Raw genomic sequence first — 19338 nt, forward strand, 5'->3', positions numbered from 1 at the left:
TGATTACTCTCCTTTTGTGTTCTCTAAAAATGTTACTGCACGATGTAAACTATCTTCTAGTTCTGCCTTTACACGTTGCATTTGCTCCATTTTTTCGTCTAGCGTTTCCACTTGTTTTTCAAGCATATCTTTAATTTCTTGAATCACTTCACGATCACGAGGGTTTTCGCTATTTCTTCTTTGCTCCATTCTTTCTTTTAACGATAAAAAATGCTGCATCTCTTGAAGCGTAATTCCTAACACTTCTTTCGCTTCCACAATTTTTTTAATTCTGGCGATATCCCCGTCTGTATACAGGCGAATGTTCCCCTCACTACGTTCAGGGGGATGAATTAAACCAATTTCCTCATAATAACGAAGTGTACGTTTTGTCAAACCAACTTGCTTTGTTACTTCATCAATTTTATACATGTTTATTCCTCCCTTCACTTGATTATTACATTTTACGTTAACGTTAACTTTTGTGCAACTGTTAGACTTTTGTAAATGTTTGTCATATTCAATTGTATTTTCCCTAAAGCAGTTTCATAATGAAAGAAAAGAGATAATAAGGAGAATTTCACATGAGTAAACCACTTATTTTCGCTCACCGCGGAGTAAAAGGAACACATCCCGAAAATACGATGATTGCCTTCCAAGAAGCAGAACGCATTGGCGCTCACGGAATTGAACTCGATGTCCACTTATCAAAAGATGGTGAACTTGTCGTAATTCACGATGAAACCGTCAATCGTACAACAAATGGCGTTGGACTTGTTTCGGAAAAAACGGTAGAGGAACTACAATCATTGGACACTGGTAGCTATAAAGACCCTTCTTTCCATGAAGCAAAAATCCCAACGTTGCGTGAGGTTTTCATTTGGCTTTCCACAACGAACTTACAACTAAATATTGAATTAAAGACAGATGTTATTCATTACCCAAATATTGAGGAAAAAGCTGTTGCACTTGTGCGTGAATATCATCTTTCTAATCAAATTGTATTTTCATCATTTAACCATGACTCTGTTTCATTATTAGCAGAAATTGCTCCTGAAATCCCAAGAGCAATTTTATATGATACACCACTTTCTGATCCAATTGCCGAAGCAAAACATAGAGAAGCAAATGGATTACATCCAAACTTCCAGTTATTAACGAAAGAATTTGTGCAGTCAGCACAAGAGCAAGGGTATGTTTTCCGTCCATATACAATTAATGAATACAAAGATTTACAAACTATGATTGATTATGGTGTAGATGTCATCATTACCGATTGGCCAGCACGTGCCTTTGAGCTCCTTTTTTAATGGAAGGGGCTTTTTTATTTTCGAAATTTCATTGTTTAAAATAAATGAAAACCCTCAATACTAATACAATAACGCTTGTATTAATGAGGGGCTGAAAAAAGATGGATCAAACTATGAATCCAAAACTTAAAAAATATAAACGTCTTTTCTTCACCGCAATGTTTTCTTGCGTCCTTTTCTTCGTTTTTTCTTTTTTTGTTATTATTATAGTTGCAAAAATTATGGGACCTCCTCCTGTTGCGGTCCCGCAAACAAGCGTCTTTTACGCAAATGATGACACTGTTATAGGACAAAGTAATGAAATGCAAAAACGTTACAATGTATCTCTTAATGAAATTTCACCTTATGTAAAAGAGGCGACACTATCTATTGAAGATCAACGATTCTACAAACATCATGGCTTTGATATGAAACGTATTGCTGGTGCCATTGTTGCCGATTTAAAAGCGATGGCAAAAGTCCAAGGTGCTAGTACGATTACACAACAGTATGCTCGTAACCTTTACTTAGATCATGATAAAACGTGGAAACGTAAACTATTAGAAGCAATGTACACAATTCGCCTTGAGGTGAATTATAATAAAAATCATATTTTAGAAGGATATTTAAATACAATTTATTACGGACATGGCGCTTATGGCATCGAAGCTGCATCCCGTCTATATTTCGATAAAACGGCAAAAGAGTTAACATTAGCAGAAGCTAGTATGCTCGCAGGTATCCCGAAAGGGCCAAGTGTCTATTCTCCCTTTTTGAAAGAGGATCGTGCGAAAGGACGACAAGCTCTCATATTAGATGAAATGGTAGAACAAGGATATATTACGAAGCAACAAGCAGCCTTAGCGAAGAAAGAGCCACTAACTTTTGCCTCATTAGATACGAAAAAAGTAGCAGAGGTCGCACCATATTTCCAAGATGCTGTACAAGCTTCGCTCCTTCGTGATGTTGGATTAGACGAACAAGCTTTACAACGGGGTGGCTTGCGAATTTATACAACGCTAGACCCTAAACTACAAGCTGTAGCAGAACAAGCTGTAAAAGATCACATACCTGACACAACAAACATACAAACTGCTCTCGTCTCTATGAATCCAAAGACAGGTGAAGTGGCTGCTCTTGTTGGTGGAACTGATTATACTACGAGTCAATTTAACAGGGCTACACAAGCCATTCGTCAGCCTGGTTCTACATTTAAGCCATTTCTATATTATGCGGCATTAGAACGAGGATTCACGCCTGCTACGCGCTTAAAAAGCGAATATACTGTATTCACCTTAGGTGACGGCGTTTCAAAGTATAAACCGAAGAACTATAAAGATTATTATGCAGATGATTTCGTAACGATGGCACAAGCTCTCGCAGTCTCTGATAACATTTATGCTGTGAAAACGAATTTGTTTTTAGGCGATGACGCGCTTGCAAAAACAGCGAAACAATTTGGAATTAAAAGTGCATTAAAAGATGTGCCTTCTCTAGCTCTTGGTACATCACCAGTAAAACCAATTGAAATGGTTAACGCTTATAGCATGTTCGCAAATGGTGGAAAAGAAGTAAAACCTACTTTCATTCGCCGCATTATGGATCACGAAGGAAATATATTATACGATGCTCATTTAGAGAGTAAACAAGTTCTCGACAAGAGCAAAGCGTTTGTAATGGAAGAAATGATGACTGGTATGTTTAATAAGAAACTAAGCAGTTATGCTGCTGTAACTGGTCAATCGATGTTATCCAAACTATCAAGAACATATGCCGGCAAATCTGGTTCTACTGAAACGGATAGTTGGATGATCGGATTTACTCCGCAAATCGTAACTGGTGTGTGGGTCGGATATGATCAACCTAAATCTATTTCAAACGTAGCAGAACAAGGATATGCGAAGAAAATATGGACTGATACGATGGAGAAAGGGTTAGAGGGACAACCAAAAAAAGAATTTAAACAACCAAGTGACGTCGTAGCGGTTAATATCAATCCAGAGAACGGTAAAATTGCTACAAAAAATTGTCCTATTTCTGTGAAAATGTATTTCGCTAAAGGTACCGAACCGACTGAATATTGTATGGATCACGTCGATGATAAAGAAGAATTTGAAAAAACGACTGAAGAAAAGAAAAAAACAAGTTGGTGGAAAAAATATCTTCCTTGGTAAAAAAAATAGCTGACGGGCATCCGTCAGCTATTTTTTATTCACTTAATAATGCACGGCGCAATTCTTCACTAGATTCGTTCCAAATCGCTTCATTATGTTCTTTCAAGAACGTACCAAGTACCTTTTTAGATGATTCATCCATATGGTCAACCATAATGTGACGCTTCAATGATTTATCCATTTTATTTACGTGCTCTGGAAGTGATTTATATCCGCGGCGAATTTCACGGTCTACTGTCATTTCACAAGCTGTTACACCTGCATAATACGCACCTGTCGCAGTTCTTTCAATCGTTACCCAAACAAGCCAAAATGGTTTTCCGTTTGGAACTTCATCTTTATTTGTTAAAAACTTAATACCTTTTTCTACTGTACTACGCGCGTGCATCGCACCAATATCAACGAATGCAGTTTTCTCTAGTACATCAACAAATACAGGTGAAATGTTTTCTAAGCTTAATGCCCCAACACCAAATCCACCATGTCCATCTGTTGAATCATTTTTCACGATATTAAAACCGATTTTTTTCTTTTTCTCTGTCATATGTAAAATCCTCCTCACTTAAAAATTATAAAAGGCCAAAAATAGGCGCAATGATGCTATCTAAAAATACAAATACATGCGGAATAACTACCTGGAAAATAGGTTGAATTGTGTAATTACTAAGCGGTGTAATAACGAGAATTAATAACGCAATTGCCCCGTATTTTTCATACTGTGTCATTTTCGCGCGAATATTTGCTGGCGCTAAATCTTCCACAACTCGATACCCATCAAGTGGCGGGATCGGTAATAAGTTAAATACAAGTAAAACGATATTCAGCATAATAAAAATCTGGAAAAATTGAGCTAACGTATCTGCTACTGCAGATGGAATTGAGTATAATACACCAAATTTTACTAAGCTATACCAAATAATTAAACCAATTGCGCTTAAAATTAAGTTACTAATCGGCCCTGCAATTGAAACTAATATACCTGCAAGACGCGGTCTTTTAAAGTTATATGGGTTAACAGGAACCGGTCTTGCCCAACCGAATCCAAGAATTAATACTGCAATCAAACCTATAGGATCTAAGTGTGCCATCGGTGATAACGTTAAACGGCCTTGTCTCTTTGCTGTATCGTCTCCAAATTTATATGCTACATATGCATGTGCAAATTCATGAACTGATAATGCGATAATAATGGCCATTGCTACCAAAGGAATTTGGTGCAACGGGTATCTAAATAACTGATCCATGCTTCATCTCCTCTTCCATATGTCAAAAAAAGAAATTATTTGTTTTTTCGATTGTTCTTCCCCATAATCCGCTATAATAAGAGTGTAACTTACATAAAAGGAGCGATTGTACATGCCATACGTAACAGTGAAAATGCTAGAAGGACGCACAGAAGAACAAAAGAAAGCTCTTGCTGAGAAAGTAACAGCAGCAGTAAGCGAAACAACTGGTGCTCCTGAAGAAAACATCGTTGTTTTCATCGAAGAAATGTCTAAAAACCATTATGCAGTTGGCGGAAAACGCTTAAGTGACAAATAATTTCAAGTTTTTTCATAAGAAGCAGCCATTAGCTGCTTCTTATTTCTTTCCTTCTAACAACTCAATAATTCTCTCTTTATATTTTCCTTTTCTTCCATCTTCATAGATTAAATCATGTGGATAGAATAGCTTTTGATCCGTTCTTTTCTTACCTGTAATCGCCTCAACAATATCCGACTCACGTGAAAGCTCTCTAAGCTCTCCGTTTGGCATAAGAAGTAGGATTGGTAGACGCTCTTCTTCTTCTCCTGCACGATAAAAGTCATACGGTAAGTCTGATGTTGAATCAACTACTAAATAATACTCCGGATCAAGTCCAATCTTTTTAAATAAACTACTTAATTCCATCCAATTATCTAAACCGTGTTTATCTGTAAACTCTACATATTTAAATAGATTTCGATTCATAAAACGGCGGCATAAATCGCTTAAAATTGAATCTTCTTCTTCCTGCCATACTTGGAAGTAGTAATACATAACGTTCTCGTCTAACTTTAAATAATCCTCTACTGTTACTTCTTCTTCAAATAAAGAATAGAAATGAACAGGATGATTTTTAAATGTATAATACTTCTCGTGCAGTGATTTCGCACGGTGTAAAATCTTCGTTAAAATAACTTCTGCACTTCGCGTTACCGGGTGGAAATATACTTGCCAATACATTTGATAACGACTCATAATGTAATGCTCAACAGCATGCATACCACTATTTTTAATGACTACTTGATTCCCATACGGACGCATTACACGCAGTATACGTTCCATATCGAAGTTTCCGTACTTTACGCCTGTAAAATAAGCATCTCTTAATAAATAATCCATACGATCCGCATCAATTTGGCTCGAAATCATACTAATCGCTAATTTATTAGTAGATGTTTTTGCAATTACATCTGCTACCTTTTGTGGAAACTCCTTATCAACACGACTTAATACATCATTAATCTCCGTATCGCCTACGATAATCTTTTGCGTAAATTTCTCATGATCTAATGAAAATACTTTTTCAAACGAGTGAGAAAATGGGCCGTGACCGACATCATGAAGTAATGCCGCACATAAACATAACAATCTATCTTCAGCATTCCAATTTGGTCTGCCATCAAACACATCATCAATCATACGACGAATAATTTCGTATACACCTAACGAATGAGTAAAGCGACTATGCTCTGCACCGTGAAATGTAAAAAATGTCGTTCCAAGCTGCTTAATACGGCGCAAGCGTTGAAATTCTTTCGTTCCGATTAAATCCCAAATAACACGATCACGCACGTGCACATATTTATGTACTGGGTCTTTAAACACTTTTGTTTCGCTGAGTTTGTCGTTTAAATATACCACTTTCCGACATCCCCCTTTCTTTACTACATTCTTACTTTATATTATAAACGAAATGAGAAACAGAAAGAAATGAAAGACTGTATTAATTCCCTTTATAAAAAGAAAAAATCACCTTTACCGAAGTAAAAGTGATTTCCTTTATACATTATTTACCTAAAACGAATTCAGCAACTTCGTCTAAGATCATATCTTTCCCTAGTGGGAAGTAACCTTTGTTTAAGTCTTCATTTTTAATTGTAAATACGTGGTTATTTTTAACAGCGTTCATGTTTTTCCAAATTGATTCTTCTTGGAATTCTTTTAAGCGCTGAGAACCGTCACCAGTTGTAAATACGAATAAGTAATCTGGGTTGTAATCGATTAAAGCTTCTTTTTGTACTTGTATTAACGGTTTATCAGTTGGTGTACCTTTAACTGCTGGTAGTTTTAAATCATTAAAGATTACGCTACCGTAACCGTAATCACCATATACGCGGAAAGCATTTGGATATGCAGCCATTTTCATAAATGTTGCTTCACCAGTTTTAGCGACGATTTTGTCATGTAATTTGCTTGCTTTTTCATCATACTTTTTGAACCATTCTTTTGTTTCTTTTTCTTTACCGAAGATTTGACCTACTTCTTCGAATTTTGGACGCCATTGATCTAATGGAGTGTTTAACATAACTGTTGGTGCAATTTTAGATAATTGATCATAAATCTTTTCTTGACGATTATTTACAAGAATTAAATCTGGTTTTGCAGCAGCTACTGCTTCAATGTTAATTTTATCGCCCCAAGCAGAACCAACTGGTTTAACGTCTTTTAGTTTCTTTTCAATATGTGCATCAATTTTTTCTTGAGATGTATTAGCAGTAATAACCGGTTTCATACCGAAAATTAATAATTCTTCTGTTGAACCACTAAGGTCAGCAATTTTCTTTGGGTTTGCAGGAATTTTAATTTCCCCTTTTGCATGTTTTACAGTGCGCTCTTCAGTCTTTGCATCTGCTTTCTTTTCTTCTTCTTTGTTAGAACAAGCTGCAAATAGTACAGAAGTCACAACTAGTACCATTGCTAATAGTGCCATTTTAAAATTCTTCATGTTCCCACTCCTTCTAGCTGTATTTATCTTATAAGTTACAATGAACTATAAGAAACAAGGATAACAATTAATCAATATATATTTATTAATTGTTGTTAACAACCCATTCTAACGGGCGTTCAACTTCCCATTCTTATATAAGAAGCTCAACGTCCATTAGAAGCCCCCCTCTTTACGAGGGGGTTCTACTTATGCTTTTTTACGCAATTGATTACTAATCATCGCTAAATCATATGTTAAACAAATTGGCTTACAGTTTACTGGACATGGAACGATTTGAGCTTCAATCTCAAATACGTTACGAAGTGTTTCACTTGTCATAACTTCATCTGGCGTTCCTTGTTTCATTAACTTACCTGCTTTTAATGCAATCATATGATCAGAGAAACGAGAAGCATGGTTTAAGTCATGGATAACCATAACAATCGTTCTACCTTCTTCTTCATTTAACTTTTTCAATAAGTTTAATACTTCTAATTGATGAGCCATATCTAAGTACGTTGTTGGTTCATCCAATACAAGTAATTCTGTTCCTTGTGCAAGAGCCATTGCGATCCAAACACGTTGACGTTGACCACCTGATAGCGCTTCTGCTGGACGATTCGCAAATTCTTTCATTCCTGTCACTTCAAGTGCCCAGTTAATGTAGCGATAATCCTCTTCTTTCAACGTGCCAAACCCTTTTTGATGAGGGAATCTTCCATATGACACAAGCTCAAATACAGTAAGACCCGTTGGCACTTCTGCAGTTTGTGGTAAAATCGCCATTTTCTTTGCAATTTCTTTCGTTGGCTGTTTCTCAATTGCTTTTCCGTCGAGATAAACAGTACCTTGCTTTGCCTTCAAAATACGAGACGCCGTTTTTAATAATGTGGACTTCCCACAACCATTTGGTCCAATAATTGTTGTAATTTTCCCTTCCGGAATTTCAACTGTTAACCCGTCAATAATTAAACCTTCATTATAGCCAACAGATACCGCATCCACCGCTAAAGTTGCCATACGAAAAGCCTCCCTTTATTTTGTCCTCATAAGTAAATAAATGAAATATGGTGCACCAATTACAGAAATAACAAGACCGACTGGTATTTCTGAAGTTGTTAATACACTTCTTGAAATTACGTCTGCGAATAAAAGTAAAAACGTTCCTATTAGCGCAGCGGTGGGCAACATAATTTGATGTTTACCACCAACAAGGCGCCTTGCTAAATGCGGGGCCATTAAACCGATAAAGCCAATTCCGCCCGCAACAGCAACAGATGCACCTGCTAAACAAACTGCAATAAATAATAATTTACGTCTTTCTTTTTCTACGTTTACACCAAGGCCAACTGCTGTAGAATCGCCTAGGTTCATTACATTTAATATGTGTGCTTTACTTATAGCAAGCGGTAAGAAAATAACCATCCATGGAAGTACACTTAATACGAATTTCCAATCTGTACCCCATAGACTTCCCGCCAGCCAAATCGTAGCAAAACGAAAATCGTTAGATGTCATCTTCATAGAGAAAATTAAACTAACAGCTCCAAATCCAGCTGCAACGGCAATACCGACAAGTATTAATCGAGTCGATGAAACGCCGTCTTTCCATGCTAGTAAATAAATAATTACCGCTGCTAATATCGCTCCAACTAGTGCAAAGAATGGAAGAATGAATACAGATAAAAATGTACCAGTCCCTACTTTCCCGAAGAAGAAGTAGACGAATATAACAACTGTTAATCCCGCTCCAGCATTAATACCTATAATACCTGGATCAGCAAGCGGATTTCGTGATAAACCTTGCAAAATCGCACCTGACATAGCTAAAGCAGATCCGACTAGTATAGCAATTACCATACGCGGCATACGGAATTCAAATAAAATAACAGACTGATCTTCAGCCCCTAGTCCAACCAATGACTTTAATACGTCCATTGGCGGGATTTTAAAAGTTCCTGTATTTAAACTAATAAGAAATATAGAAACGATTAGTCCTACTAAAATCGTTAATATAGAAATGTTCTTTTTTGTTAAGACACTCGTCCTCACATCTTTCCTCTCCCTTCATTACGTGCTAAGTAGAGGAAGAATGGAACCCCAATTAGCGCTGTAATTGCTCCAATTGGCGTTTCAAATGGCGGGTTAATAACGCGAGATAACATATCTGCACATTCAATTAACAGCCCGCCTAAGACCGCAGAACATGGAATAACCCATCTATAGTCCGAGCCTACAAGAAAACGAGTCATATGCGGAATTACAAGACCAACAAATCCAACTGATCCTGCCATGGAAACTGCGGAACCCGTTAAAACAAGAACAAGTACTGTTCCGATAAATTTAATTAATGTCGTATTTTGACCAAGTCCAATTGCAATTTCTTCACCGAAGCTCAAAATTGTAATATATCTCGACATCATAATTGCGATAAAAAGACAAACAAGGCCAATTGGCACTAACATATTAATACTTTGCCATTTCACTCCAGCAACTCCGCCTGCATTCCACATGCTTACCTCTTGGGCAAGATTGAAATACAATGCGATTCCAGATGAAATCGCCCCTAATAAAGCACTAATAGCTGCACCTGCTAAAGCTAATTTCACAGGTGTTAATCCACCTGGTGAAGAAGACCCAATTCCATATACAATGCTTGCACCAAACGCAGCTCCAATAAAAGATGCGATAACAAACATTAAATAAGGTGAATTAGGAAAAAATGCATACATAATTGCAATTCCAAATACAGCCCCATCTGTAATCCCCATTAACGATGGCGAAGCAAGTGGATTTCGCGTCATACCTTGCATAATTGCTCCTGATACCGCTAAAAAGGCACCTGCAACTACGCCCCCTATTGCTCTAGGCATGCGAAGCTCTTGAATTACATTATGATGTGTAATAGATCCATCAAACTGAAATACAGCTTGCCATACAGTCTTTAAACTAATATCTGCAGCCCCAAAAGAAATAGAAACTGCCATGCTTAAAGCTAACAAAACTGTACCCGCTACTAAAATAATAGAAGCGATAAGCGGTCTGCTCTTAATCTCTTTAACATTCTCTTCTTGCTGTTCTATACTGCTTGCGCTCGCTTCCATCCCTCAACCATCCTAACTAACAACATATATTTATTGAAATGAAATTTATTCTCAAATAGTAATAAAAAAATTAGGTGAATTGTTATTTTCCTGATAATGATTCTCAGAATCAGACACTTCTATTCTACCTATCGCTTTAAAAGACTGTCAACCATTATTTTGAAATATAAATTTATACAAATTGGAATTTTAATACAAAAGTTGTGTCTATCCTTTAGAAAACGTTCGTCCATACAAGAGTACTTTCGCAGAATAAATTATTCCTCTTATGGGCATAAAAAAGAAGAGTAATCTTTTCACTCTTCTTTTTCTTACTTATTTAACTTTGCTTCAATTTTTGCGATTAACTCATCTTCTGTTGGAGCCGCAACTGGACGGTTATTTACAAATGCGAATGATTTTTTACGACCAGGACCACAGTAAGACTGACATCCAACTTCAATCGTTGCACATGAATCTACTTTTTTTAACTTCGGAACTAACGTTTTAACGTTCGTTGCCTGACAGTCATCGCACACGCGAAACTCGTTTCCCATTATATAACACTTCCTCTATTTTAAACTTTTCTCAAGTACGTTTAAAAATAAACACTAAATGGTATTTTACCGCTCTTTGAAGCTCGTTGCAAGTTTCCCTACAAAGCCTATTCTCTACATAATGCTACATATTTTATATGCTCTCCTACAGAAGCGCTCACCATTCATGGGAAAATTTTTACCTTTCATCGAAATCTACCATATTTTTAAAAGCTTTGTATAAAAGTTTATTTTTTTGCCCATTATAAAAATAGGAAGTTCATAAAAAGAAAGGGAGTTGAATCTATGAAAGTAAGACAAGATGCTTGGACAGATGAGGATGATTTATTACTTGCTGAAACGGTACTTCGTCATGTTAGAGAAGGAAGTACGCAATTAAATGCATTTGAGGAAGTAGGGGATCAGTTAAATCGTACATCTGCTGCTTGTGGTTTCCGCTGGAATGCTGTTGTTCGCTATAGCTATGAACAAGCTCTTCAACTAGCAAAAAAACATCGTAAAGATAAAATGCGTGCTGCAAGCGGTGAACAAGCGAAAAAACGTTTACTTTATACACCACCAGCTTCAGATTCGATAACTGATTATGAAGAATTAGTACAAGAAGAATCAATCGTACAATATAAAGAAGCTATTCCATATCAAGAATCTACTGCTCCTGCTGCAAGAAGCTCTATGACAATGCAAGATGTTATTTATTTTTTACAAACAGTCGGATCTTCAAATATAAAAGTGACAGCTCTTGAAAACGAGAATACGAGATTGAAACAAGAAATTAAAGCACAAATCCTTCGGAATGAGGAACTAGAAAAGAAACTAGAAAAATTAGAAAAGCAATCTCATACTGTACAAGAAGATTACGAAACACTTATGAACATTATGAACCGAGCTCGTAAATTGGCAGTCATGGATGACGAAGAACGTTCTCAAACATCTTTCCGAATGGACCGAAACGGTAATTTAGAAAAAATTGCAGAATAAAAAGGATGCATGTAATGCATCCTTTTTATTATTTCACCTATAAGCTCCCCCTTTATATGTGAGAAAACTCCATTCTTCATTTTTTGCTATAATAGAGATTGTCATTTTAAAGATAAGGGGTTAGTTATATGAGCAATTCCCGTTCCATTTTATCTCAGCCAGAGTGGCGCATTGTAGATCAATCTAGTTTAGGACCAACATTCCATGCACTTCAGTCATTCGCAATGGATGACACATTATGCACAAGCATTGGAAATGGCAAGTCAGCGGCAACAATGCGTTCATGGGTTCATCACAATACAATTGTCCTTGGCATTCAAGATTCACGCCTTCCGCATTTAGAAGAAGGTATTTCTTTTTTAAAACAAAACAACTTCAATGTTATTGTCCGTAATTCTGGCGGGCTTGCGGTCGTGCTTGATGAAGGTGTTTTAAACGTATCACTTTTATTCCAAGAAACAGAAAAAGGTATCGATATTGACCTTGGATACGATACAATGTGGCATTTGATTAAGGAGATGTTAAAGGATTACGACGTTACTATCGAGGCAAAAGAAATTGTCGGCTCTTACTGTCCTGGTAGTTATGACTTAAGTATTCGCGATCAAAAATTCGCTGGTATTTCACAACGTCGTATTCGCGGAGGTGTCGCTGTCCAAATCTATCTCTGCGCTACCGGAAGTGGCTCTGAGCGTGCCGCACTCGTTCGTGATTTCTACAACCTAGCAATTCAAGGGGAAGAAACACGCTTTACGTACCCTGAAATTGTACCAAGTACGATGGCCTCACTCTCAGAATTACTTGGTGAAACCATTACAGTACAAGATTTAATGATGCGTCTTTTAAAAACATTGCAGCAATTCGCTCCAAAGTTAACACCATCTCAATTAACAATAGATGAGATTCCTTTATATGAGACGAATTTACAACGTATTATTGATCGTAATAATAAAGCACTTGGTTTAGAAAAATAAAGACCGTCGCTATAATAGCGACGGTCTTTATTTCAATTCATTATAGAATTAAAGTGCTTGAGCTGCTGTAATTAAAGCTAACTTGTACACTTCTTCCTCGTTACATCCACGAGATAGGTCATTTACAGGCATGTTTAAGCCTTGTAAGATTGGTCCTACTGCTTCGAAGTTACCTAAACGTTGAGCGATTTTGTAGCCGATATTACCAGCTTCTAAGCTTGGGAATACGAATACGTTAGCATCACCTTTAATTGTAGAACCTGGAGCTTTTTTCTCAGCTACAGATGGTACGAATGCAGCATCGAATTGGAATTCTCCATCTAAAGTTAACTCAGGAACCATTTCTTTTGCAATGCGAGTTGCTTCTACAACTTTTTCTGTTTCTGGAGATTTCGCAGAACCTTTTGTAGAGAAGCTTAACATAGCAACGCGTGGATCAATGCCGAATAACTCAGCAGTTTTCGCACTTTCGATACCGATTTCAGCTAAATCTTGGCTGTTTGGTGCAATGTTAATTGCGCAATCAGCGAATACATATTTCTCTTCTTCACGTACCATGATGAATACGCCAGAAGTTTTTGTAACGCCTGGTTTTGTTTTAATAATTTGAAGTGCTGGACGAACTGTATCAGCTGTAGAGTGAGCTGCACCACTTACTAGACCGTGTGCTTTGCCCATGTATACAAGCATTGTACCGAAGTAGTTTTCGTCTTTAAGGATTTTGCGAGCGTCTTCTTCAGTTGCTTTACCTTTACGGCGTTCAACGAAAGATGCTACCATTGCATCCATTTCTTCGTATGTAGCTGGGTCGTAAATATCAACGCCTGCTAATGTTAAATTCATGCTAGCAGCTTTTGCGCTAATTTCTTCTCTATTACCAACTAAGATTGGTTTTACTAACTCTTCTTTTGCTAAACGCTCTGCAGCGCCTAAAATTCTTTCATCAGTTCCTTCAGGAAGTACGATAGAAATGCCTTTTCCTTGAACTTTTTCTTTTACTGTTGTAAATAAGTTGCTCACGAATAAACCCTCCTACATATGTTAAAAAAACTCTATCTTTAAGAATACTGCTTTTCTTCTATATTTTAAACTTATAGCTCCCAAAAAATAGATAAAATAAAAATGATTATATTTTCATAAAATTCAGCCGTTAAATTCACCTTGCTTAAACACTTAAATGTGACAATTTTATGCGCCAAGGTTTTATATAGATGATTTTAAAACTATATATGCTATAGTTAACGTGTAAAACTATCATTAACTGAGGTGAATAGAATGAGTGAAGCAACAACAACGTTAGATGGCTGGTATTGTTTACATGATTTACGTTCTATTGATTGGGCTGCATGGAAAACATTATCTAGCGACGAACGCGGACAAGCAGTGTCTGAATTTTTAAATGTCGTTGAAAAATGGAACGAAGTAGCTACTGCGAAAAAAGGTAGTCACGCAATGTATACAGTTGTTGGCCAAAAAGCTGATATTATGCTTATGATTTTACGTCCAACAATGGAAGAGTTAAATGAAATTGAGACAGAATTGAATAAAACAACTTTAGCTGAATATATGGTTCCTGCATATTCTTACGTATCTGTTGTTGAATTAAGCAACTATCTTCCAGCTGATGAGGATCCATACCAAAACCCGCAAATTTTAGCTCGCTTATATCCTGAATTGCCGAAAGCAAATCATATTTGCTTCTATCCAATGGATAAGCGTCGCCAAGGTGATGACAACTGGTACATGCTTCCTATGGAAGAGCGTAAAAAAATGATGTACAGTCATAGTAAAATTGGCCGTCAATACGCAGGTAAAGTACGCCAAGTGATTTCAGGATCTGTTGGATTCGACGATTTCGAATGGGGCGTAACATTATTCGCTGACGATGTTCTTCAATTTAAAAAACTTATATATGAAATGCGCTTCGATGAAGTAAGTGCTCGTTATGGTGAATTTGGAACATTCTTCGTTGGAAACATTTTACCAGACGAAAAAGTAGAGAAATTTTTACACATATAAATGGTGAAAAGGAACGAAATTCGTTCCTTTTTTTATTCTTCTCTATATTTATCCTCAAAAATCCCCTTTTTTCTGCACTTTTGAAGAAAAACCGACATTTTTTCAAATTTATTGTAAAATTGTAACCTTTTTATATGTAAAGATATGCTAAAATGATACGAGCTATATGCTAAATAACGATGCGAAGGTGATAATCTATATGAAAAAAATTTTGTCTATTTTACTATTGCTTGTATTGTCAATTTCTTCCTTAGGAGTAACAACATCCCATGCGGAAGAAAAAATACATATTGAGGCAGCCGCTGCACTTTTATTTGATGCAGATACTGGAAAAATACTTCACGAGCAAAATCCCGATGAATTGCTAGCTATTGCTAGTATGTCGAAATTAATTGTTGTTTACGCTGTTTTAGAAGCAATTAAAGAAGGAAAAATCACATGGGATACGAAAGTAAATATTTCTGATTACGCTTATGAAGTCTCTCGTAATAATGAATTCTCTAATGTACCGTTCGAAAAAGGACGTCAATATACTGTAAAAGAATTATATCATTCTATTGTTATATTCTCTGCAAATGGATCTAGTATCGCTTTAGCAGAACTTCTTGCAGGAAGTGAGAAAAACTTCTTAAATCTTGCAAATGAACATGCTAAAAAGCTAGGATTAAAGAAATATAAATTTGTAAACGCTACGGGCTTAAATAACGCTGACTTAAAAGGAAAACATCCTGAGGGTACTGATCCAAATGCAGAAAACTCTATGTCAGCTCGTGATATGGGTATGCTTTCAAAAGCAATGATTACAAAGTATCCAGAAATGCTAGAGGATACAAAACAAAGATTTAGAAACTTCCCAGACAATCACCCAAAACCAATTCGTATGGAAAACTGGAATTGGATGTTACCAGGAGCTGCTTTCGCTTATGAAGGTACTGATGGTTTAAAAACTGGAAGTTCTGATACAGCTGGATACGGATTTACTATTACTGCTAAACGTGGTGATGTACGTCTTATCTCGGTTATTATTAAAACAAAATCAATGGATGAACGTTTCACAGAATCTCGTGAATTAATCGAATATGGATTTAATAACTTTGAAAAACAAAAACTAAAAGTTAATAAGAACAATACAATCTCTGTAGTAAAAGGGAAAGAAGACCAAGTAACTGTTGCACCCGAAAAAGAAATAACAGTAATTGCGAAAAAAGGTAGCAAAGAACCTTATAAAATTGGGACTGAATTAGATAAATCTCTTGCTGAAGATGGACATTTAGTTGCTCCTATTAAGAAAGATGCCAAAGTAGGCTCAATTACTTTAGAATCAACTGATAAATATGGTTTCTTAGACGGTAGTAAAAGTATGAAAGTTACTGCAAAAACGACAGAGGAAGTTGAAAAAGCAAATTGGTTTGTGTTAACAATGCGCTCTATTGGTGATTTCTTCTCAAACTTATGGTCTAAAGTTTTTTAATAAAAAAGCTGGCTCACGCTAGCTTTTTTTATTTTCCGCTCTCAATGTAAAACTTCGTTTGGTTGTCATATCTGAGCCCTTTTCCTCATACGTATGAACTAGTAATTGTTACACACTTCATCTAGAGATAAACCTCTTTCCAAAAGGTATTCCAAAAAGAGAGGTGACACATAATGGGAGTTATTGCTTATAACGAAGAAGATGTAAAGTTGTTAGCTAGACTGATGCGTGCTGAAGCCGAAGGAGAAGGACAACAAGGAATGTTAATGGTCGGAAACGTTGGGGTAAATCGTGTCCGCGGAAATTGTTTAGACTTTAAAAGCATTCGTAATTTACGTCAAATGGTTTATCAAAACCCCGGCGGTTTTGAAGCAACGCAAAAAGGATACTTTTATCAACGGGCACGTGAACAAGATATTGCCCTAGCAAGACGGACCATTCAAGGGCAACGTTTTTGGCCTGCCAACTTTGCCTTATGGTTCTTTAGACCTGAAGGGGCATGTCCACCGACTTGGTATAACCAACAAAACTCTGGTCGCTTTAAAAAGCACTGCTTCTTCCAGCCATCTGCTGGAGACTGCCCTAGCGTATATTAAGGAATAAAAATGAGGAGGGATTTTTGAATGGCACAGCAACAAAATCCGTACTATGGAACAGGTTTTTATCAACCATCTGGAACTTATGTACAACCGCAACAAATGACTCAACAACAGCAGCAAGCGATGCAACAACAAACAGCTCAAGCTGCGCAAGCTCAATATGCAATTTCTCAAGGCATGTTACCTCTAGAGCAATCCTATATTGAAAATATCCTTCGTTTAAACAAAGGTAAGCAAGCTACGGTTGTAATGACTTATGAACGTGGCAGTTCCCTTGGTACACAATCTTATACAGGTATTATTGAAGCAGCTGGCCGTGACCATATTGTTATTAGTGAACCGCAATCAGGAAAACGCTATTTACTACTAATGATCTACTTAGATTACGTAGAGTTTCCAGAAGAAATTGCGTATTTACCTAGTCAACAAGCAACTTATACTCCAAGACCATAAAAAAAGCTGGCAAATGCCAGCTTTTGTTTTTTTATAATCCTTTTACAACTGCAGTCCCTACTAGAATCCACGCCACAATAAACGCTACACCACCAAGAGGTGTAATTGGACCAAAGAACTTAATGCCTGTCGTACTTAATGCATACAAACTACCTGAGAACATAATAATTCCAGCTACCATTAGCCAACCAGCAGTAGTTAAAAGTGATGATTGAACCTTATCCATCAATAAAGCAACTACGAATAGTCCACCTGCATGAAACATTTGATATGTAACGCCTGTTTTCCAAACTTCTAACATTTTTGCAGAAATTTTATTTTCTAAACCGTGTGCTCCAAAGGCTCCTAACGCAACAGATAGCCCCGCTGCAATACAACCTAGTAAAAAGAAAATTTTCATCTTAATTCCCCTTTTTTACCTTTATCATAAGCAATTTTTGCATATAAGCCAAACGATTTATCTTCTAAAAATCAAATAAAGAATTACCGTTTGCATCACTTTCTTTTATATATACTGGCTCCCCAGAAACAGGTGCAATTGGTTGCATAGTTGTTACTGGTTGTGATCCAATTACTTGCGATTGAATTTTCGGTTCTCTATATGTAGATGTTTCAACTTGTTCATCTAATAATAAGTCACATAAAGCACGCACAACTAATAAATGTTCTTTTGACTTTTGTCCTTCACTACTTTTTGCCTTCGCAATTTCATTCGCCATTTTATTTAAAATCTTGTCGCTAGATATTTGCATTCCTTATCACCTCGTACTTTGTAATTCTTTCTCGAATTGTCCCAATTTTTCTACTGAACCAAATACTATTATCATATCACGTTCTTTCAATTTTTCCTGCCCTGCCGGATTATGTATAATATTCCCATTTCTTGAAATCGCTAATATTGTTACATCAAACTGATTCCTTACATTACTCTCTAGTAACGATTTACCAACTAATATTGAATCTTTTCCAACTAGAATTTCTTCAATGACAAATGACTGTTCTACTCCATACAACACTGTATCAATATAATGAACGGTTAATGGATTTGCAATACCTTTTGCGATATGAATACCCGCCATACTAGATGGATTAATAACCTTATTTGCACCAGCACGCCTTAATTTCTCTTCAGTTTCTGGCTTTTCAGATCTCGCCACAATTTTAATCGTATCGTTTAACCCTCTTGCTGTTAATGTAATAAATACATTTTCAGCATCATTTGCAACAATAGCAACTAAACCAGCTGCTTTTAAAATTCCGGCATTATGTAATACTTGATCTTCCGTTGCATCTCCATGTACAAATAAAAGCTTTTCCTGCTCCAATATACTTTCATCTTTATCAACAACGACAAATGGAATATTCTTTTCTTGCAATTCATGTACAACTTGAAGCCCCACTCTACCGCAACCACATACTATAATATGATTTTTCAACTGCGCTATTTGTTTATCCATCTTCTTCCTCCGTACTGCATGAAATAAATTCCCTTCAATAATCATAGCTGCCACTACCCCAATTGCATACGTAACAATACCTACGCCAACAGGAATAATAAGAAGCGCAAATACTTTCCCCGTTTGCGTTACAGGAACGGCATCTCCGTATCCAACAGTCAATACAGTAATCATTGTCATCCAAAATGCTTGAAACAAACTAATCTCTTCAATCGTCATAAATCCTATCGTTCCTAGAATTACAACAAAAGTCATACATATAACTGCTATCCATAATTGCTTACGTGCATTCATACTGTGTTTCAACTCTTTTCTCTATCTACAATCTTTGCCAGTGGAAATAAAATACGTAT

Annotated in this window: 22 protein-coding genes; 9 read left to right on the forward strand and 13 right to left on the reverse strand. The window is 36.5% G+C overall.

Annotated features, from left to right (window positions below; genetic code table 11):
* Window positions 1-3: 3 nt before the first annotated feature.
* Entirely contained in the window at window positions 4-411 is a 408-nt protein-coding gene (locus DN407_RS26520) for a MerR family transcriptional regulator (RefSeq protein ID WP_000276578.1), read from the reverse strand.
* A 152-nt stretch (window positions 412-563) separates the two neighbouring features.
* Between DN407_RS26520 and DN407_RS26525 the strand changes: the two genes are divergently transcribed.
* Window positions 564-1289 (forward strand): glycerophosphodiester phosphodiesterase, encoded by a 726-nt coding sequence (locus DN407_RS26525; protein ID WP_149216724.1) that lies wholly within the window; start codon window positions 564-566, stop codon window positions 1287-1289.
* A gap of 101 nt (window positions 1290-1390) precedes the next feature.
* Window positions 1391-3442, forward strand: a complete 2052-nt coding sequence (locus tag DN407_RS26530) for a transglycosylase domain-containing protein (protein WP_000372967.1) — start codon at window positions 1391-1393, stop codon at window positions 3440-3442.
* A 34-nt stretch (window positions 3443-3476) separates the two neighbouring features.
* Here DN407_RS26530 and DN407_RS26535 read toward each other — a convergent pair whose 3' ends face one another.
* Together DN407_RS26535 and DN407_RS26540 are read right to left on the reverse strand one after the other, a co-directional pair.
* The gene (locus DN407_RS26535; RefSeq protein ID WP_000136678.1) at window positions 3477-3986 is read right to left on the reverse strand and encodes a YwhD family protein; all 510 of its coding nucleotides are present in this window, start codon (window positions 3984-3986) and stop codon (window positions 3477-3479) included.
* Between the two features lie 25 nt (window positions 3987-4011).
* The gene (locus tag DN407_RS26540; protein WP_000372455.1) at window positions 4012-4686 is read right to left on the reverse strand and encodes a site-2 protease family protein; all 675 of its coding nucleotides are present in this window, start codon (window positions 4684-4686) and stop codon (window positions 4012-4014) included.
* Window positions 4687-4798: 112 nt separating this feature from the next.
* On the opposite strand from DN407_RS26540, the gene DN407_RS26545 reads away from it, so the two are divergent.
* Window positions 4799-4984 carry a 2-hydroxymuconate tautomerase gene (locus DN407_RS26545; RefSeq protein WP_001147171.1) on the forward strand — a complete coding sequence of 62 codons (186 nt, stop codon included), beginning with the start codon at window positions 4799-4801 and terminating at the stop codon, window positions 4982-4984.
* A gap of 39 nt (window positions 4985-5023) precedes the next feature.
* Here the strand turns inward: DN407_RS26545 and DN407_RS26550 are convergent, their stop codons facing one another.
* The 6 genes from DN407_RS26550 to DN407_RS26575 all read right to left on the reverse strand — a co-directional run bounded on the left by DN407_RS26550 (window position 5024) and on the right by DN407_RS26575 (window position 11034).
* Window positions 5024-6328, reverse strand: a complete 1305-nt coding sequence (locus DN407_RS26550; protein WP_000262731.1) for an HD domain-containing protein — start codon at window positions 6326-6328, stop codon at window positions 5024-5026.
* Window positions 6329-6473: 145 nt separating this feature from the next.
* Window positions 6474-7412: an ABC transporter substrate-binding protein gene (locus DN407_RS26555; RefSeq protein ID WP_149216725.1), complete on the reverse strand. Its 939-nt coding sequence runs from the start codon at window positions 7410-7412 to the stop codon at window positions 6474-6476.
* A gap of 189 nt (window positions 7413-7601) precedes the next feature.
* Window positions 7602-8414 (reverse strand): ABC transporter ATP-binding protein, encoded by an 813-nt coding sequence (locus DN407_RS26560; RefSeq protein WP_000212068.1) that lies wholly within the window; start codon window positions 8412-8414, stop codon window positions 7602-7604.
* Window positions 8415-8429: 15 nt separating this feature from the next.
* Window positions 8430-9446, reverse strand: a complete 1017-nt coding sequence (locus DN407_RS26565; protein ID WP_001260757.1) for a FecCD family ABC transporter permease — start codon at window positions 9444-9446, stop codon at window positions 8430-8432.
* Entirely contained in the window at window positions 9443-10498 is a 1056-nt protein-coding gene (locus tag DN407_RS26570) for a FecCD family ABC transporter permease (RefSeq protein ID WP_000388296.1), read from the reverse strand. Before DN407_RS26570 ends, DN407_RS26565 begins: the two co-directional genes overlap by 4 nt.
* A gap of 311 nt (window positions 10499-10809) precedes the next feature.
* A complete protein-coding gene (locus DN407_RS26575) occupies window positions 10810-11034 on the reverse strand; it encodes a YuzB family protein (protein ID WP_000526078.1) in 225 nt (74 codons plus the stop codon).
* 285 nt (window positions 11035-11319) lie between these two features.
* On the opposite strand from DN407_RS26575, the gene DN407_RS26580 reads away from it, so the two are divergent.
* Window positions 11320-12012 carry an RsfA family transcriptional regulator gene (locus DN407_RS26580; RefSeq protein ID WP_000868358.1) on the forward strand — a complete coding sequence of 231 codons (693 nt, stop codon included), beginning with the start codon at window positions 11320-11322 and terminating at the stop codon, window positions 12010-12012.
* A gap of 128 nt (window positions 12013-12140) precedes the next feature.
* A complete protein-coding gene (gene lipL, locus DN407_RS26585) occupies window positions 12141-12986 on the forward strand; it encodes an octanoyl-[GcvH]:protein N-octanoyltransferase (protein ID WP_000071949.1) in 846 nt (281 codons plus the stop codon).
* Window positions 12987-13034: 48 nt separating this feature from the next.
* Here lipL and pta read toward each other — a convergent pair whose 3' ends face one another.
* Window positions 13035-14006, reverse strand: coding sequence for a phosphate acetyltransferase (pta, locus tag DN407_RS26590; protein ID WP_149216726.1), 972 nt, complete (start codon window positions 14004-14006; stop codon window positions 13035-13037).
* A gap of 255 nt (window positions 14007-14261) precedes the next feature.
* On the opposite strand from pta, the gene hemQ reads away from it, so the two are divergent.
* From hemQ to gerQ, 4 genes are all read left to right on the forward strand, one after another.
* Window positions 14262-15005, forward strand: coding sequence for a hydrogen peroxide-dependent heme synthase (gene hemQ, locus DN407_RS26595; RefSeq protein ID WP_001287595.1), 744 nt, complete (start codon window positions 14262-14264; stop codon window positions 15003-15005).
* Between the two features lie 199 nt (window positions 15006-15204).
* Entirely contained in the window at window positions 15205-16476 is a 1272-nt protein-coding gene (locus DN407_RS26600) for a serine hydrolase (RefSeq protein ID WP_000722867.1), read from the forward strand.
* Between the two features lie 173 nt (window positions 16477-16649).
* Window positions 16650-17072 (forward strand): cell wall hydrolase CwlJ, encoded by a 423-nt coding sequence (gene cwlJ / locus DN407_RS26605; protein WP_000538167.1) that lies wholly within the window; start codon window positions 16650-16652, stop codon window positions 17070-17072.
* A 27-nt stretch (window positions 17073-17099) separates the two neighbouring features.
* Window positions 17100-17528, forward strand: coding sequence for a spore coat protein GerQ (gene gerQ / locus DN407_RS26610; protein WP_016079602.1), 429 nt, complete (start codon window positions 17100-17102; stop codon window positions 17526-17528).
* A 31-nt stretch (window positions 17529-17559) separates the two neighbouring features.
* Here gerQ and DN407_RS26615 read toward each other — a convergent pair whose 3' ends face one another.
* From DN407_RS26615 to DN407_RS26625, 3 genes are all read right to left on the reverse strand, one after another.
* Window positions 17560-17928, reverse strand: coding sequence for a DUF423 domain-containing protein (locus tag DN407_RS26615; RefSeq protein ID WP_000688315.1), 369 nt, complete (start codon window positions 17926-17928; stop codon window positions 17560-17562).
* A gap of 64 nt (window positions 17929-17992) precedes the next feature.
* A complete protein-coding gene (locus DN407_RS26620; RefSeq protein ID WP_001167349.1) occupies window positions 17993-18280 on the reverse strand; it encodes a YwdI family protein in 288 nt (95 codons plus the stop codon).
* Between the two features lie 6 nt (window positions 18281-18286).
* Window positions 18287-19279, reverse strand: coding sequence for a potassium channel family protein (locus DN407_RS26625; protein WP_000993988.1), 993 nt, complete (start codon window positions 19277-19279; stop codon window positions 18287-18289).
* Window positions 19280-19338 lie beyond the last annotated feature (59 nt).

Source organism: Bacillus sp. JAS24-2 (assembly GCF_008274905.1).
GTDB classification, from domain to species: Bacteria; Bacillota; Bacilli; order Bacillales; family Bacillaceae_G; genus Bacillus_A; species Bacillus_A cereus.